This is a genomic window from Dyadobacter sp. BE31, from assembly GCF_031457695.1.
In the GTDB taxonomy this organism is placed as follows: domain Bacteria; phylum Bacteroidota; class Bacteroidia; order Cytophagales; family Spirosomataceae; genus Dyadobacter.
In genome coordinates this window covers 322,852-337,567 of the sequence record NZ_JAVDXA010000001.1, presented here as the reverse complement: position 1 = coordinate 337,567, position 14,716 = coordinate 322,852, and the positions used below count along the sequence as shown (strand labels likewise).

The window sequence follows — 14,716 nt, the reverse complement described above, 5'->3', positions numbered from 1 at the left end:
CGAAATGGTTCGTCAGCCTTAAACCGGTTTCCGTCACGGTTCCGGGAAGTTACAACACATTTATTTCATGGGGTTACAAGGCCGGGTAATATTTGCCTCATCACTCGACCATGTAAAACAACAGCCATGAAAACGTTTTTCGCAATCCTAACAGCTATCCTGATCAATTTAAACGCCTTCGCACAAACAGCTAACACCATTTCCGGAACGGTTAAAGACTCGGGGAATGAAGGTTTGCCGGGGGCAACGGTTCGCTTACTCAAATCGTCGGATTCTACGCTGGTAAGCGGCGAGGTAACGGACGTGAACGGAAATTTCCGTTTTATCAATATTGAAAACAACACTTACGTACTGGCAATCAGTGCGATGGGGCAAAAGGAGTTCAAAAGCACTGCATTGACGATCGATGCCGGGCATTCCAGCATTGCGTTACCGGCGATTATCCTGCTTCCCGCCAAAAGTATCGAGCTCAGCGAAGTGGTCGTCAAAGCGCAAAAGCCACTGATCGAGCAGGAAATAGACCGCACTATTGTAAATGTGGGCTCGATGATCGGCAGTGCCACCAGCAATACGTTCGACGTGCTGAGCAAAACGCCGGGCGTGAGTGTGAATGCAAACGGGGAAATCAGTTTGAATGGAAAGGGCGGGGTAATGGTGCTGATCGACGGGCGCAGTACTTATATGTCGGGTGCCGACCTGGCCGCTTACCTGAAATCGCTGCCAGGTGGTGTGCTTGACAAGATTGAGTTGATGGATAATCCGCCGGCCCGATATGATGCAGCCGGTAATGCGGTGATCGACATCCGTTTGAAAAAGACCCGCTTGGGCGGGCTCACAGGGAGCGTCGCGGTAGGCGGGAGCCTGGGCAGGTACGTGCGAAGCAATGATGCCCTCAACCTGAATTACAATCATCGGAAGCTCAACCTGTTTGCCAATCTGGGTTATAGCTATGAAAAAAGTTACAGTGAAGACGATTTCAACCGCAGATATTACGACGGCTCCGGCACATTACAGTCACGCGTCGGACTACAAAATGACCAGATAACTGCCGCAAACGGCTACAATATCAACATGGGAATGGACCTGACCGCTACACCCAAAACGATTATCGGGGCGATTCTTAACCTTAACGGATCTTCGCGGAACGGCAATTTTAACTATCAGAGCACGCAACGGAGCGCACTAAACGGACTGATTAGCTCTGGAAGTGGTAGCACGGTTTCAAAGGATATTCGAAATAATACCAGTTTGAATATGAATATGCTGCATAAGCTGAACGACAAGGGCCGTGAATTGGCTGTCGACGCAAACTACCTGAATTATCATACCAATGGCCGGCAGGATCTTGAAAGCCGTCTGTTCAATGCGGACGGCGCCATGACGAGCCGGGAGCTGTTCCGCTACCGTACCCCTTCGGAAATCAATATCTACACTTTGAAAGCCGATTATGTGCACCCATTGAAAAACAAAGGACGTCTCGAAGCGGGGTTCAAGTCGAGCTACGTGGATAATGACTTTGTTTTCAATCATTACAATACCAATGACGGGAATGCGGTCATCGATAACCGCCGGTCCAACCACTTTCAATACCGCGAGAATATCAATTCTGCCTATACAAGTGGCGAAAAACGGTGGGCACGTTTTGGCATGCAGCTGGGTTTACGTCTGGAAAACACCATTGCGAAAGGCAATCAGCTGGGTAACGACTCTGTTTCGGCAACACGTTTCAACCAAAAATACACGAAGCTTTTTCCCAGTATTTTTCTCAACTATAAGCTGAACAATCAGAATGCATTTGTGCTGATGGCGGTTCGGAGGATCAACCGCCCGAACTATCAGATGCTGAACCCCTCCGTTTTTTACAAAGATCAATACACTTACAGCTCGGGAAACCCTCATTTGATCCCGCAATACCAGGACCGCGTAGAGCTGAAATATCAGCATAAAAATTTTCTGAACATGGGCCTGAGTTACAATCGCTTTACCAACGTTTCTTTTACAACCATCCAGGCGAAGGGTGATACTTTCATCAGCCGCCCCGATAATATCGCCCGAGGTTATATGGTGTTGCTGAACACGAGTGTATCCGGCCAGGTTACAAGCTGGTGGTACAACAGCACCACATTGCGGCTGTCGCGTATTGGCATGAAAGGTCCGTTATACAACGCAGCAATCAACTACGCGACCAATGTGGCGCGTCTTGAACTCAATAATTACTTCAACCTCGGCAATGGCTGGAATGCGGAGCTGGGAGGCTACTACGCCAGCCGCGACATCAATGCCCAGGCACAGATTTCCGGCATGTTCCGTGTCAATGGCGGCATCCAGAAAAAGATATGGAAAGGAAAAGGCACCATCGCCATGAATTTCGAAGACCTGTTCCATTCCTGGGTGTATCATAGCCAGTCATTCGGTATCGCCCGGTCGGATTATGATCAGGTCAACACCACTGATACACAGCGCATCAGCATTGCACTCAATTACAAATTCGGAAAGGAAACCTTCGCCCGTAAACGTCGCCATAACAACAATGCGTCCGACGACGAAAAGGGTAGGGTAGAGTGAGCAGCTTTTGGTCAGGATTTGTCAGGCGCAGTCAGGCAGGCGAGTAATACGAGGATAAATGAAAGAATTGACGCCCAGGTACGGATCGCGTTCAATTTGTTCCAGGGGACTTCAAAACGCAAACGATGCGCCGCCAGCTCCTGAGAGGAAGACCCGGTGAGATTAATTTTATCCAAAGCCTCATTTAAAGGAACATTGCCTGCTACCGTTACACCGAATGTGCCGATCGCATATAGCAATGTAGCAGCCAGCAGTATATAGAAGCGGCTACCCGTCCCGAAATGCAGATAGGTGCTCACCGGCAGGAGCAAAAGTGTTCCCATAAAGCTGAAAAAGAACACCGGATTAAGTATCGCGCGATTAATGGATTGCATTGCAGCAAGGTAATTCGAATCGGAAAGGGAGCCCAGGCCGGGATTCACCGAGCAGGAGTAGCTGTAAAACAAGCCCGCGACAAGGCCGCTGGCAAGAGCCGAGAAAAGCAGGAACAGGTTGATCGTCGTCATATCTTTTTTCTTTCAAAGGTCGGCGGCGCAACGGCAGAAAAATAGAACAAAACCGACAGCCTACAAGTAGCGCTCGCCTATTTCGCGAGCCAATTGCGCGAACTCGTCGAATGTGCTCGGCTTGGTCACAAAGCTCGTAACACCCGACAGGTAGGCGGTCCGGATCAGCGCGGGATTGGAGGAGGTAGAGAGCATCACGATTGGCATTGCGGCGAGGCGGCTGTCTGTACGGATAGCCGCCACCGTTTCCAGCCCATTCATTTTGGGCATATTCATGTCGATAATGATCACCGACGACTCCGGGTCGATGACTTCCTTCATTAATGTAAGGAGATCGAAGCCGTTTTCAACTTCGGTAATCCGAACGTTCATGCCCGAGTCCTGAATCGCCTCGCGGATAAAAAAACGGTCGTCCTGATCGTCGTCAACAAGGTAAATCATCTTGGAGTAGCTCATCAGGAAAATGATTAGTCCGCGCGGGCCCCGGCTATCGGGATTGGGTCGATGGAATAGCTTAGCTGTTGGTAAAGTTAACCGCTAAAACCGACAAGCCAAGGGCTAAATTCCGTTTTGAAGGGAATTTAATTACGTCCGAACCTCATCACCCACATCCAGTTCATAGGCCAATCGGAGTTGATGCCGTCATGGCTTAGCAATATATTATTGACCAATTCATAGCCGATCAGCGATCCTCCCTTTTGGGTAATATCGTGTTTGGCCCGATTGTACAATTGCACCCAAGTTTCATGCGAAATCAGGTCTTGTGAAGCATTTTTGATTCGTGTCCAGCTGGAATTTTCGGCATAGCTGCCATAACGTTCGATCAGGTAATGCTTGAAACTTTCGTCGTTCAGCGTGATTACCGTCTGTTTTTCATTTTCGCCTTCCATAGCTATCAGGTTTAACTTTGCGGATGAGTTGAAAATTGTAACCGACATTACTATTAAAACTATACCAACTTCTTGTGGTTAATTGTAGAAATATCTCACAAATTTGACTACAATTAGCAAGGGGCTAGTTTCATTTATTCTCAGGCAATCAAACCGATCATTTTTGCGCTTTGCAATGCCTCAATCGAATTATCAGCTTGCAATTTTTCTAGTATGCGCTGCCTGTGAGTGTTGACAGTGTGGACGCTGATATCCAACAATGCGGAAATTTCTTTACTCAATTTGCCGGTACCAATCATGCCGAGGATTTCTTTTTCGCGGGATGTTAGCTTTACGGTTGCTGGTAAGTCATTGTTTTCCAGTCTGATAAGTTCGCCGGTGTGGAAGTTGATCACCTGGCTCTTCACATCTGTAAGCGACTGATTGGGCGAAATGTCGATCACCCCCAGTGAAAGCCAGATATTCCCCGACGCATCTTGTTCCAGCACCTGATGCTGCTCCGTGACGCGGATCGTGGCCCGGTCATCCAGCACGATCCGGTATTCGGTAACCATTTTGAACTGCTTGCGCGTTTGCGCAGGCTGCGCCATCATAAACTTCATTGCTTCATAGCCGTTCCGCGCCAGCGCCTGGCGGTCGTCGGGGTGAATTTTCTTGTCGAACATTTCATTCGGAATGCAGGAATCCATGGTACCGAAATCGTAGCCGTACAGCTGGTAAAAATTGTGCGAAACGTAAACGTGCGCCTGCTTTTGCAGGTCATACACGGTCACCCCGCTGCTGCTGAGCTGGGCCATAGCGCGGATGAGCGCCAGCTGCTTATCGAGCCGATCGGGTTCAAAACCGTCGAAATCATAATATCTGTTGAGCAATTGCAGGTAATCGGGCGCTATCCGCACCGATTTTTCCCGTGTGTTTTGTAATGATAAATCAGTATTCTCTCTCATCGGTATCCGGCTTTTCTTTGCAGGTATGTAGCAAGGACAACTTTGGGCGCATTTCACCTAATGGAAGTTGCCATTATTTTGTCAAAATCATCAAAGCCATGAATTTTTCAGTTATCCGCGGGGCCGATACGTCCTGGGGGAAATCCTTCGCCAAAGCGCTGGCAGCCGACAACCGGCACCTGATCCTGATCGGTTCGAAAGAAGCACTATTGGAAGCGCTCGTACGCGAAATTGTCCAAAAACACCGGGTGCTGGTGCGTTACCTCGTCGCGGACGACGCCGATACAGGAAGCATTATAGCGGCCTGCGAAAAGATCAACGACAGGTTTGAGGTCGATCTTTTGATTAACTATGCCGAGACCGGGTTTCACCAGCGGCTGGAAGACTACGACATCCGCACGCTGGACAGAAAACTGAAAACTAATCACGCCAGCGGCATACTTTACCTGCACCAGTTATTGCCTAATCTGCTCTTGCACGCCCACGCGCAGGTGATCGACCTCTGGCATTGCCCGCACCCCGTACCCGTTTGGGAGCAGGCAATGCTGACATTCAATAAGCGTTTTGCCGAACATCTCAATTCTGAGCTGAACGAAGCTGGACTGGTGATCCATAGCATTGCATTGCCGACATATGCAGCCCCAGAATCGGCAGAGAGGGTAGCCGCTATCCTGGAAGATGTGATGCCAGGTACAGCGGAAAAGCGGCTATTGGCGCGGTAGTATCATTTATTTCTGCAAAACCCGACGTGCCTGCCCGTGAAATGGTAGATTTGCGAAATCACCACATCAACATTTTCATGGAAAACATTCTGATCAGGCAGGCACGGCTCGACGAGCTTCCCACACTTCTTCAATTCGAACAAAACCTGATTGCCGCCGAACGCCCGCTTGACGATACCTTCATTGCCGAGGAATTTCACTACTACGATTTGGAAAAAATGATCCGCAGCGACGAAGCGGAGGTACTTGTAGCTACGCTGAACGACCGGCTGATCGCCAGTGGGCATGCACGTATCCTTGAAGGGAAGCCGTATAACAGTTTCAAGCGGTACGCTTTCCTGGGTTTCATGTACACGGAGCCTGATATGCGCGGTCGCGGGATCAACAAGCTGATCATCGATGCGCTGGTGGAATGGGCACGGAAAAAAGGCCTGGACGAAGTTCGCTTGCAGGTTTATGCCGACAACACACCAGCCGTAGTTGCCTATGAAAAAGTAGGTTTCAAAAAAATGCTTACTGAAATGCGGCTGGCTACCCGGTAAGTAGCGACCGCCGGATACCGGCTGGTATGGTCGGCTATGGTCAGGTATGGTCATGTATGGTCAAGTATTGTCAAGCGAATGATTTACAACACCCGATCATACCTAACGCTTCCTGACTACACCTGACAATACCTGACAATTCCTGACTACACCTGACAATTCCTGACCACTCCTGACTACTTTTTGAGTTTGTCATAAAATGATAAGTCGTTGGCGCGTATGGGTAAGCCATGGGCGGAGGGGTTGCAATACCTTTGTTGCATCCAAAAACAACTAACCAATCGACATATGAAAATGCTCAAAAATGTAATGCTCATCAATGCAATCAGTTCAGGTGCAACGGGTTTGGGATTGGCTGTATTCCCGAAGGTAGTTGCCGGGCTGTTCGAAACTACGGCTACCATGCCTTTTATTGAAGTCGGTATTTTCCTCATCGCATTTGCGGCGCTGGTCTTTTCGGTAAGCCGCGGTAACCCGGTAAATGTGCGGGCCGTCAGGCTGGTGATTGTGTTGGATACGCTTTGGGTAGTCGGCAGCGCGGCCATCGTGTTGTTCCAGTTATTTCCGATTTCAATCCTGGGCTATATATTTATCGGCGCGGTGGCGGTTTGGGTTGCGGCTATGGCCTACCTGCAATCTGCGGGCCTCAGACAAATCTCCGTTTCCAGGTAAAAACGAGCTACTATGCTTCCCTGCCGCCATTCCGGACGGCAGGGTTTTCTTTTTTGTATATAAATCCTCATTTTAGGTGACTCAAACTTTGCCTGAAATCCATTATCCAGCCATGAATTTAGCCGACATCGCCGCACTGCGCCTTGCTAATCAACAGATTTTGAATACCCGTTTTACCGACCCTGCCGAATTGGTTGCCTGGATGGGCGCCGTGCAGGCCCAGGACTTTGCCATGGCGAAATGGGCGTTGGGAATGCGGCTCAAAAAAGCTACGGATACCAGTGTAGAGCAGGCAATCGACGCGGGAGGCATTATCCGGACGCATATTATGCGACCTACCTGGCATTTTGTGGCCAGCGAAGATGTGCGATGGATCATGGATCTGACGGCGCCCCACGTTTACAAGCTCGCGGGTACAATGTACCGCCAACTGAAACTGGACGATGCTGTTTTCAAGGTGACCAACGATTTGATCGGTAAATTGCTGGCCGATGGCGCCGAACTGACGCGCGAAGAAGTGATTGCGGAAGTAAATAAGGCAGGCATCGAAACCGACAACCTTCGGGCGACGCACATAATGTTCCAGGCGGAGCTGGACAAGATCATTTGCAATGGAGCTCGGCGCGGGAAGAAATTTACCTACGCATTGTTCGACAAAAAGGTGCCCGCTTCGGCGCCCTTGAAACGGGAGGAGGCGTTGGCTGCGCTGGCCAGGCGGTACTTTACAAGCCACGGCCCGGCCACTGTACAGGACTTCGCGTGGTGGAGCGGTCTGTCGCTGACCGATTCGAAGCTGGGTTACGAGGCCGTTCGCGCGGAATTCGAAATAGCCATTTTCGACGGCCGTGAATACCTTTTTGCGCCTATGGGAGAACTTCCGAAGGTACATGGAAAAGCAATACTTATTCCTGCCTTCGATGAGATCACGATCGGTTATGCCGACCGCAGTGCGGCCCTGGATGATGCGGTTGCGCAAAATCCCGAGTCGGGTGGGGGCATTTTTAAACCGGTGGTAATGGTGAAAGGTAAAGTCGTGGCAGCCTGGCGAAGGACCGAGAAAAAGGATGCTGTGCATATCGAGCTCTCCCGGTTATCTAAAATGCCCGCAACCGCGGAGAACTCCCTTGAAACGGCCGGTGCCGCTTATGCCCGGTTTATCGGGAAAAAGAATGTGGTACTTCAATAGAGGTTTGCGTCAAAGCATCCGCTCGATTTTGTAATACTCGATATGCTCTTTGAAAAAGGATTTGGAGAACTTTTTGAAACCAAAACGTTTATAAAATCCAAGCGCGTCGGCGCGGGCGTCGCACCACATACGTGTGTAGCCTTGTGTTTGCGCGTACGCGATGGCGTGTTGGAGGAGCCTGGAACCCAATCCTTTCCCCTGCAAGGCCGGCAACGTCGCAAATTTGCGGAACCGGATGTCTTGAGCGTCGGCAAACAATGAAATGACGGACACTAATGCTCCCTCAAAATACAAACCGAAATGGATGCCGCTTTCATCCTCAGGTACTTTTACAAATTCGCGCGGCTTGTCCGGCCAGAGTACCAGATGCCGGATTTCCATCAGATCATCAGCACTAACTTTTTGAATTTCAATTGAATCCATTCCTTTTATTTAATACAAAAAATAACTAACTACACGAGCCCTTCCTGCAAAAATACGCTTTATCCCACCCGTAACGACATGACGCAGCCGGCCGCATTGCAAAAAGAAGAACGATTGTTCTGGTCAACAGGCCTCGGATCCGATGTATGGCAAATGTTCTGCGCTGTCCGCGACGGCGACCTGGAAAAAGTTAAAAAGCTGCTTATCAAAGACGCTTCGCTTGTGCGCGGTGCCTACGACTACCGGACGCCGATGTCGTTCGCGGTAGCCAACGACAGGCTAGAAGTGGCAGAATATCTCTTGCAGCACGGCGCAAGCCCGGTTGACTCCGGCACAGGTGATCCGCTCATTCAAATGGCGCGTGATCGTGGTTTTGGAGCAATGGAGGAGTTACTCGAACGGGCATTGCACCGGCACAAAGGCTCCGAAGCTGGAAAGCAGATAGCGGCAGCCATCAGAAGCCGGGATTTTGATGCTTTTACTACATTATTAAACAGTTCGGAAGAGTACATCCACGCCACGGATGACGAGGGGAATCAGCCTATTCATTGGGCTACCATGTCGCGTCAGCCGGAGATGATCGACGCATTGCTGGACAAGGGAGCGGATATCAATGCCAGGCGGCCCGATGGTGCGCGACCGGTGCAGCTCACCATCGGAGATTATTCCTACCGCGGTTGGCGCGATGTTCCCGAAGACTGGCAATGGAAACCCAATGATATTTACTTGCATCTCGTGCGTAAAGGCGCGTATGTCGACATTTGCATGGCTGCGTTGAAAGGGGACGAGGCGAGGGTGAGGGCATTGCTCGACCTGGATCCGTCACTTGCCAATAAGCCTTCCGAGTATGTAACCTATTATGCAGGTTCCGGTACACCATTGAAAAACGCGGCCATGGCCGGCCGCATGGAGATCGTCAAACTGTTGCTCGAAAAAGGCGCGGACCCCAATCTTCCCGAGGAAGGTATAGCGCCAATGGGCCATGCGCTGCATTCGGCGGTGGTATACAACCATATCGACATCGTGAAACTACTTCTCGAACATGGTGCACATCCTAATGTGCCGGTCGAAAGTTCGGCGGATTCGCTCACTGCGGCTTTGGAACGCGGCGATAAAGCGATGATCAGTTTGCTCTGCTCTTACGGCGCGGCGCGGTCGCTCGATTTACTGGCACATTATGGCGATATCCACACGGCCGCAGCAGTATTGAAGGCAAATCCAGCGCTGGCGAACGATGCATCCGCGCTGGAAACGGCCGCCGGGCAGGGAAATGAAGATTTTGTTCGGCTGATGCTGCATTACCAGCCTGATCTGGCAAAACAGATTGCCGTGGGCGTGCGTAGCCAGGGGCCGCAGGATGCCGTCAAAAGTCGTGAACTTACTGAGTATCTTTTCCGGCGTGGCATGGACCCAAATGCCAGAAACTGGCTTGGAATTACGCCTTTGCACCGGTTTGCTGAGCGCGGCGATATTCCCAATGCCGGATTATTTCTCGAACACGGTGCCGATATCGACGCGGTCGACGAGCAGCATTGCACCACGCCACTCGGCTGGGCGGCGAAAGCAGGCAAAGCCGAAATGGTCCAGTTCTTGCTCGGAAAGGGCGCTAATCCCCATTTACCGACCGACAAGTCCTGGGCGCTGCCGCGCGCGTGGGCGGAGAGGCGTGGGCATGTGGCGGTACTTGCATTATTAAACTTATAACAGGCACTCCCATGCAAAACGAAAAGCCCGAGCCTTTCCTGTCCCATGCCGAACCGGTATTGTTGGTGAAGGACGTGGCCGAAACTGTTGCATACTGGCACGAAGTACTGGGTTTTCCGGGGCATTGGACCTGGGGAACGCCGCCCAATCATGGGGGTGTTTCATGGCATGGTGCATTCATTCAATTCTCAGGGGATATAGAGGCCGCCGACCGGATGCGCGGACAATGCGTCTGGATCAGGGTTAAAAATATCCGGGAACTCTACCAGTTGCATCGCGACCGAAATGCTGAGATTATCATGCATTTGGAGAAGCAGCCCTGGGGTTTTGAAGAATATGTGGTCGAGGATCTCAATGGCAACTACATTACCTTCGCTGCACCTGCTGCTTCCGGCGGAGAGAGCAAGTCGCAGCCGTTGCCCGCTCATGTAAGAACGCTGGGCCGTGCGCTCACAACCGGCGAATACCGCAAGCTTGCCGAATCGGTGGGGTGGTCGGGCACACAAACGGACGAGGTACTTCAACAAAAACTCGACGCCACGCTTTTTACGTCAGTTGCAGAAAACACAGAAACCGGCGAAGTAATCGGTTGTGCGTTGGTGTTAGGCGATGGTCTCAGCTTTTTCTATATCAAAGACGTCATGGTACATCGCGACTGGCAACGAAAGCAGGTCGGTTCGGCCATTATGAGGGAGATAAAGCGCTGGCTCGATGCGAATGCACCTCATGGAGCATTGGTAGGACTTTTCACAGGACATGTGCTGGCCCCATTTTACCAGCAAACCGGCTTCGGCGAAGCATTTGGTATGATTCGCATTATCGATCGATCGCAATTGGGGTAGGGCTGCTCATCGAAAACAACCCTACCGTACATATTCAATCCGTTTCAGATGATCACCATCCGAAACCATAATCTTCTCCATGGTTACTAGATCCGCCCCAGAAGCTCCCGTGCTGCCAATCAAAGTAAATGGCGTTGATCGGGCCGCTGGTGCGTGGCTGATAACTGAGTTTATAACCCATGCGGGAGAGCTCTTTGCGTGTCCAGTCGGGCATGGATTGGTTGAGTATCAGTCCGCCCGGGTCTTTTTCATGTTCTCCGAAACTCGCGTACATCTGTAAAGTCTTGAAACTGGGTGCCTCTGTCGCTTCCTGTACCGTCATACCAAATTCTACGACATTCAAAAAGAATTGCAGTAGCAGCTGATCCTGCTCATCGCCGGCCTGCTTGGCGAACGATAGGAATGGTTTGCCATCTTTCATTGCAAGGCTGGGTGTAAGGGTAACCCTCGGCCGTTTGCCAGGTTCCACTACATTAAACGGGTTCTCGCGCGCATCGAGTACGAATGACTGCATGCGTTGGCTCAGGCCTACACCCGTGTTACCCGCAATACATGCAGGCACCCAGCCGCCGCTTGGGGTAATGCTCACCACCCAGCCTTCTTCGTCGGCTGCTTCAACAGACGTCGTACCGGCCGTGAATTCCTCCATGAATTTTTCGTCCAGCCCGTTTGCATTGCGGTTCAGCGATGCCTGAAAATTACCCCAGTTTTTGATCTGTTCCGTGAAGGGATTCTTTTTGCCTTCAAAAGGATAGGGATCACCCGGTAGTGTTTTCGCGTCGTTGCGTTCCCAATTGATCTGCTTCAACCTCTCCTTCGCATATTCCTTTGAAAGCAAGCCCTTCATCGGCTCTTCCGGCGCAAATGCCGGGTCGCCGTAGTAAAAGTCCCGGTCGGCAAACGCCAGGTTCATGACCTGGTACAATGCATGCACGTAGCGGGATGAGTTGTATCCCATGCCTTTCAAATCGAGGTTTTCGAGCATATTCAGTGCTTGCAGCATCACTGGTCCCTGCGTCCATTGCTGCATTTTATAAACCTCGATCCCCTTGTAATTTGTCATCAGCGGCTCTTCGATCTTGACCTTGCAGCTGGCCATGTCCTGTTCGGTGATAAGGCCCCCTTGCTCCTGGCAACCGCGTGCAATTTCCTTGGCGATATCTCCTTTGTAGAACCGGTCATAGGCCGCATAAATTGCCTCCTTACGGTTTTTACCATTTTTGAGTGCCAATTGCTCGGTATCTACCAGCTTTTGCAAAGTTGCCCGTAAGTCCTTCTGGACGAATATCTCCCCGGCGTCCGGCGCTTCCCGTTTCTGGCCCAGGTGGGGAAGGAATACTTTGGTCGAATACGGCCACTTTTTGATCTGATCTTTACCTCTTTCAATCGAGTTGGCCGTTTGTGCCTCTATCGGGTAGCCTTCGGCCATTTGCATCGCGGGAGCCAGGACTTCTTTCAGGCTCATGGTACCGTATTCTGCAAGCATGGTCATCAGCCCCCCGGGTGTGCCGGGCGTTGTAGCAGCCAGCGGGCCATATTCAGGCGGGTATTTCATGCCTTTGTTCCTAAAGAAATCGGCCGTGGCACCCGTCGGGGCGACGCCCATCGCATTGATGGCGATCACCTTTTTAGTCTTGGGGTTATAAATCAATGCCTGTGTTTCACCGCCCCAGCTTAACACGTCCCACATTGTGCAGGTGGCTGCGAGCATCGCGCACGAGGCATCGACGGCGTTACCGCCTTTGCTGAAAATCATGGTCCCGGCCGTTGCCGCCAGCGGCTTGCCGGTAATGCCCATCCAGTGCTTGCCATGCAGCGGCGGTTTTTGGGTGGTGACGGGGAAATTGTTGAAAGACTGTGAAAATGCCGTGAAGCCGCCAAACAGCAGTCCGATCGTTGAGCGTAAAAGGAGTTTTGGTCTCATAAAACGTGGTTAGGAATTTTAGGCTGCCGATCCGCCGGAGACTACTGTCTCCTCCAAAATGCCGCAGCCCGATAGCCGAAGATACAAAATAAGCACGTCAGGCCGGTCTTAAAAGCAGCCCCTCATCATTTTGTTAGTCGCTTATCCCTATACGTTTCAACTCAATCAAAACAAACTACCTTGCACAAACGCTTCGCCGGGTAAGCCGAGCAGCGGCATCCGTGCGATTTCGCGGCATTTGGAACCGCTGACCAGCGATCGTTTCAGCAGGATCATTTCGGTAACGCGGAATGATGAACGGAACTTCTTGTACATCCATTCTTTCGCGGCACTGTTTACCTGCAAAGGAGTCATTTTGCGGGCGACGGTAACGTGGGGATCGGTGCAGAACCTGAATTCGCCGGAAGCCCATTTGGAAAGGTGGTCAACCGTCTCGCTTTTAAGCGTTTTTACCAGCCCATTGACTTGCTGTGATGAGCCTTCTTCGAGGTCTACATAAAAAGTCCCTCCTTCGTATTTGTTGAAACCATTCAACTCAATGCGGAATGGTGCAATGTGCCGCGCCACTTTTTCAAACCCATGGATAACCCGTTCGAGTTTGTATTCGTGGATAACGCAGTTGAAGAGCGTCAGATGAGGACGGAGATTGGCAGCCTGCTCACAGCCGTAGGCCTTTTGGAAATACTGCTTGACGCTCCCGATCGTGGCTTCGGTTACCGGATCACAGGAAAAAACCAGGAGGTACTCATAGAGATGCTCCCGGATGTTCCTGATCGTACTCAAATCGTTGTTGTTGAAGTGAATAGATTTCATGATGATGAAGTGTAATAAAATTTTCACGTTGAAAATTTCATTGGTAAAAATAGTAAAGATATTTTAAATACCAAACTATTGATTTTAAAAATATCAACATTTTTACTACAAATGCCGTTTCTTGAATTCTGACGGGTTTTCACCCACAATTTTTCTGAAAAGTTTATTGAAGTAGGATAGGCTTTCGAACCCGACGGCGAAGCATGTTTCTGAAACTGAGCGGTCTTGGAGTAAAAGGTTCTTGGCCTGATTGACCCGGTATTGGTTCACGAAATCGGTGAAAGTCATGCGTGCATTGGCTTTGAAAAAACGGCAGAATGCAGGAGTGGTCAGGTTGACGACCGACGCGACCTCGTTCACATCGGGTGTGCGATCGAAACGGGCTTCCACATAAGCGTAAACATGCTGCATGCGCAACTGCTCCTTATGGAAAGATTTGCTGCCGATCGGCTTGGGATTCAGTACGATGGCTTCGGTCGACTCCGCCATGGTTTTCAGGATCCCCAAAAGGGCCATTAACTGTTCGAAAGGGGCCAGCGCAGGCATTTGTTTCAGCGTTTGTCCCACCAAGCGTTTGGTTTCGCCTGAGAACGACAGGCCATGATGCGACTGTTCGAACAGTCTCCGAACGCTTTGCAACTCGGGTGCGAGCAGGAACTCTTTCCCCAGAAAATCCTCCCGCATTTGTATGATCACCTGTTCGCATTGGGTCCGCACGCCGTAGTCGAAATTAAGGTGAGGGATATTCGGACCGATGAAAACCAGGTCGCTGCCCTCATATACGGACGTATGCGTGCCCACGTGGCGCGTCCCGCCCGAGCCTTCGACGTACACGATTTCATACTCGGGATGAAGGTGCCAAAGAAAAGTGTCGTTCAAGCCGGGAGTAAGCAGGATCTTGAAAGAACTTCCCTGATCGGGCTGGATGTTTTCACGGATGATTTTCATGTTGATCGGTTCTTAGTTGTTCCTGGTTTGCA

15 protein-coding genes are annotated in these 14,716 nt (G+C 50.8%); 7 read left to right on the top strand and 8 right to left on the bottom strand.

Translation table 11 applies throughout. The features are described from left to right. Nucleotides 1-126: 126 nt before the first annotated feature. Nucleotides 127-2,565: an outer membrane beta-barrel protein gene (locus J2Y43_RS01405; protein ID WP_309981577.1), complete on the top strand. Its 2,439-nt coding sequence runs from the start codon at nt 127-129 to the stop codon at nt 2,563-2,565. Nucleotides 2,566-2,576: 11 nt separating this feature from the next. Here the strand turns inward: J2Y43_RS01405 and J2Y43_RS01400 are convergent, their stop codons facing one another. The 4 genes from J2Y43_RS01400 to J2Y43_RS01385 all read right to left on the bottom strand — a co-directional run bounded on the left by J2Y43_RS01400 (nt 2,577) and on the right by J2Y43_RS01385 (nt 4,908). Continuing rightward, entirely contained in the window at nt 2,577-3,071 is a 495-nt protein-coding gene (locus J2Y43_RS01400; protein ID WP_309981578.1) for an anthrone oxygenase family protein, read from the bottom strand. A 60-nt stretch (nt 3,072-3,131) separates the two neighbouring features. Next, entirely contained in the window at nt 3,132-3,527 is a 396-nt protein-coding gene (locus J2Y43_RS01395) for a response regulator (RefSeq protein WP_309981579.1), read from the bottom strand. Nucleotides 3,528-3,652: 125 nt separating this feature from the next. Then, entirely contained in the window at nt 3,653-3,961 is a 309-nt protein-coding gene (locus tag J2Y43_RS01390; RefSeq protein ID WP_309981580.1) for a hypothetical protein, read from the bottom strand. Between the two features lie 140 nt (nt 3,962-4,101). Continuing rightward, nucleotides 4,102-4,908, bottom strand: coding sequence for a LuxR C-terminal-related transcriptional regulator (locus J2Y43_RS01385; protein ID WP_309981581.1), 807 nt, complete (start codon nt 4,906-4,908; stop codon nt 4,102-4,104). A gap of 98 nt (nt 4,909-5,006) precedes the next feature. Here J2Y43_RS01385 and J2Y43_RS01380 point away from each other — a divergent pair, with 98 nt between their 5' ends. From J2Y43_RS01380 to J2Y43_RS01365, 4 genes are all read left to right on the top strand, one after another. After that, nucleotides 5,007-5,630 carry an SDR family NAD(P)-dependent oxidoreductase gene (locus J2Y43_RS01380; protein ID WP_309981582.1) on the top strand — a complete coding sequence of 208 codons (624 nt, stop codon included), beginning with the start codon at nt 5,007-5,009 and terminating at the stop codon, nt 5,628-5,630. Between the two features lie 77 nt (nt 5,631-5,707). Next, nucleotides 5,708-6,172: a GNAT family N-acetyltransferase gene (locus J2Y43_RS01375; protein ID WP_309981583.1), complete on the top strand. Its 465-nt coding sequence runs from the start codon at nt 5,708-5,710 to the stop codon at nt 6,170-6,172. 288 nt (nt 6,173-6,460) lie between these two features. Then, a complete protein-coding gene (locus tag J2Y43_RS01370) occupies nt 6,461-6,844 on the top strand; it encodes a hypothetical protein (protein ID WP_309981584.1) in 384 nt (127 codons plus the stop codon). 112 nt (nt 6,845-6,956) lie between these two features. Further along, entirely contained in the window at nt 6,957-8,030 is a 1,074-nt protein-coding gene (locus tag J2Y43_RS01365; RefSeq protein ID WP_309981585.1) for a winged helix DNA-binding domain-containing protein, read from the top strand. Between the two features lie 9 nt (nt 8,031-8,039). Here the strand turns inward: J2Y43_RS01365 and J2Y43_RS01360 are convergent, their stop codons facing one another. Next, nucleotides 8,040-8,453 carry a GNAT family N-acetyltransferase gene (locus tag J2Y43_RS01360; protein ID WP_309981586.1) on the bottom strand — a complete coding sequence of 138 codons (414 nt, stop codon included), beginning with the start codon at nt 8,451-8,453 and terminating at the stop codon, nt 8,040-8,042. A gap of 78 nt (nt 8,454-8,531) precedes the next feature. Here J2Y43_RS01360 and J2Y43_RS01355 point away from each other — a divergent pair, with 78 nt between their 5' ends. After that, a complete protein-coding gene (locus J2Y43_RS01355) occupies nt 8,532-10,157 on the top strand; it encodes an ankyrin repeat domain-containing protein (protein ID WP_309981587.1) in 1,626 nt (541 codons plus the stop codon). Between the two features lie 11 nt (nt 10,158-10,168). Beyond that, nucleotides 10,169-10,999: a GNAT family N-acetyltransferase gene (locus tag J2Y43_RS01350; RefSeq protein ID WP_309981588.1), complete on the top strand. Its 831-nt coding sequence runs from the start codon at nt 10,169-10,171 to the stop codon at nt 10,997-10,999. A gap of 52 nt (nt 11,000-11,051) precedes the next feature. Here J2Y43_RS01350 and J2Y43_RS01345 read toward each other — a convergent pair whose 3' ends face one another. From J2Y43_RS01345 to J2Y43_RS01335, 3 genes are all read right to left on the bottom strand, one after another. After that, on the bottom strand, nt 11,052-12,923 hold the full coding sequence (locus J2Y43_RS01345; RefSeq protein WP_309981589.1) for a gamma-glutamyltransferase: 1,872 nt from the start codon (nt 12,921-12,923) through the stop codon (nt 11,052-11,054). Between the two features lie 165 nt (nt 12,924-13,088). After that, nucleotides 13,089-13,736, bottom strand: a complete 648-nt coding sequence (locus J2Y43_RS01340) for a 2'-5' RNA ligase family protein (protein ID WP_309981590.1) — start codon at nt 13,734-13,736, stop codon at nt 13,089-13,091. 105 nt (nt 13,737-13,841) lie between these two features. Continuing rightward, nucleotides 13,842-14,684 carry an AraC family transcriptional regulator gene (locus J2Y43_RS01335; protein ID WP_309981591.1) on the bottom strand — a complete coding sequence of 281 codons (843 nt, stop codon included), beginning with the start codon at nt 14,682-14,684 and terminating at the stop codon, nt 13,842-13,844. Nucleotides 14,685-14,716: the final 32 nt, after the last annotated feature.

Coding starts and splice junctions, on each gene's coding strand:
- J2Y43_RS01400 (WP_309981578.1), bottom strand. CDS start 3,071: ATGACGACGATCAACCTGTTCCTGCTTTTCTCGGCTCTTGCCAGCGGC.
- J2Y43_RS01350 (WP_309981588.1), top strand. CDS start 10,169: ATGCAAAACGAAAAGCCCGAGCCTTTCCTGTCCCATGCCGAACCGGTA.
- J2Y43_RS01345 (WP_309981589.1), bottom strand. CDS start 12,923: ATGAGACCAAAACTCCTTTTACGCTCAACGATCGGACTGCTGTTTGGC.
- J2Y43_RS01335 (WP_309981591.1), bottom strand. CDS start 14,684: ATGAAAATCATCCGTGAAAACATCCAGCCCGATCAGGGAAGTTCTTTC.
- J2Y43_RS01385 (WP_309981581.1), bottom strand. CDS start 4,908: ATGAGAGAGAATACTGATTTATCATTACAAAACACACGGGAAAAATCG.
- J2Y43_RS01395 (WP_309981579.1), bottom strand. CDS start 3,527: ATGAGCTACTCCAAGATGATTTACCTTGTTGACGACGATCAGGACGAC.
- J2Y43_RS01355 (WP_309981587.1), top strand. CDS start 8,532: ATGACGCAGCCGGCCGCATTGCAAAAAGAAGAACGATTGTTCTGGTCA.
- J2Y43_RS01390 (WP_309981580.1), bottom strand. CDS start 3,961: ATGGAAGGCGAAAATGAAAAACAGACGGTAATCACGCTGAACGACGAA.
- J2Y43_RS01340 (WP_309981590.1), bottom strand. CDS start 13,736: ATGAAATCTATTCACTTCAACAACAACGATTTGAGTACGATCAGGAAC.
- J2Y43_RS01405 (WP_309981577.1), top strand. CDS start 127: ATGAAAACGTTTTTCGCAATCCTAACAGCTATCCTGATCAATTTAAAC.
- J2Y43_RS01375 (WP_309981583.1), top strand. CDS start 5,708: ATGGAAAACATTCTGATCAGGCAGGCACGGCTCGACGAGCTTCCCACA.
- J2Y43_RS01365 (WP_309981585.1), top strand. CDS start 6,957: ATGAATTTAGCCGACATCGCCGCACTGCGCCTTGCTAATCAACAGATT.
- J2Y43_RS01360 (WP_309981586.1), bottom strand. CDS start 8,453: ATGGATTCAATTGAAATTCAAAAAGTTAGTGCTGATGATCTGATGGAA.
- J2Y43_RS01370 (WP_309981584.1), top strand. CDS start 6,461: ATGAAAATGCTCAAAAATGTAATGCTCATCAATGCAATCAGTTCAGGT.
- J2Y43_RS01380 (WP_309981582.1), top strand. CDS start 5,007: ATGAATTTTTCAGTTATCCGCGGGGCCGATACGTCCTGGGGGAAATCC.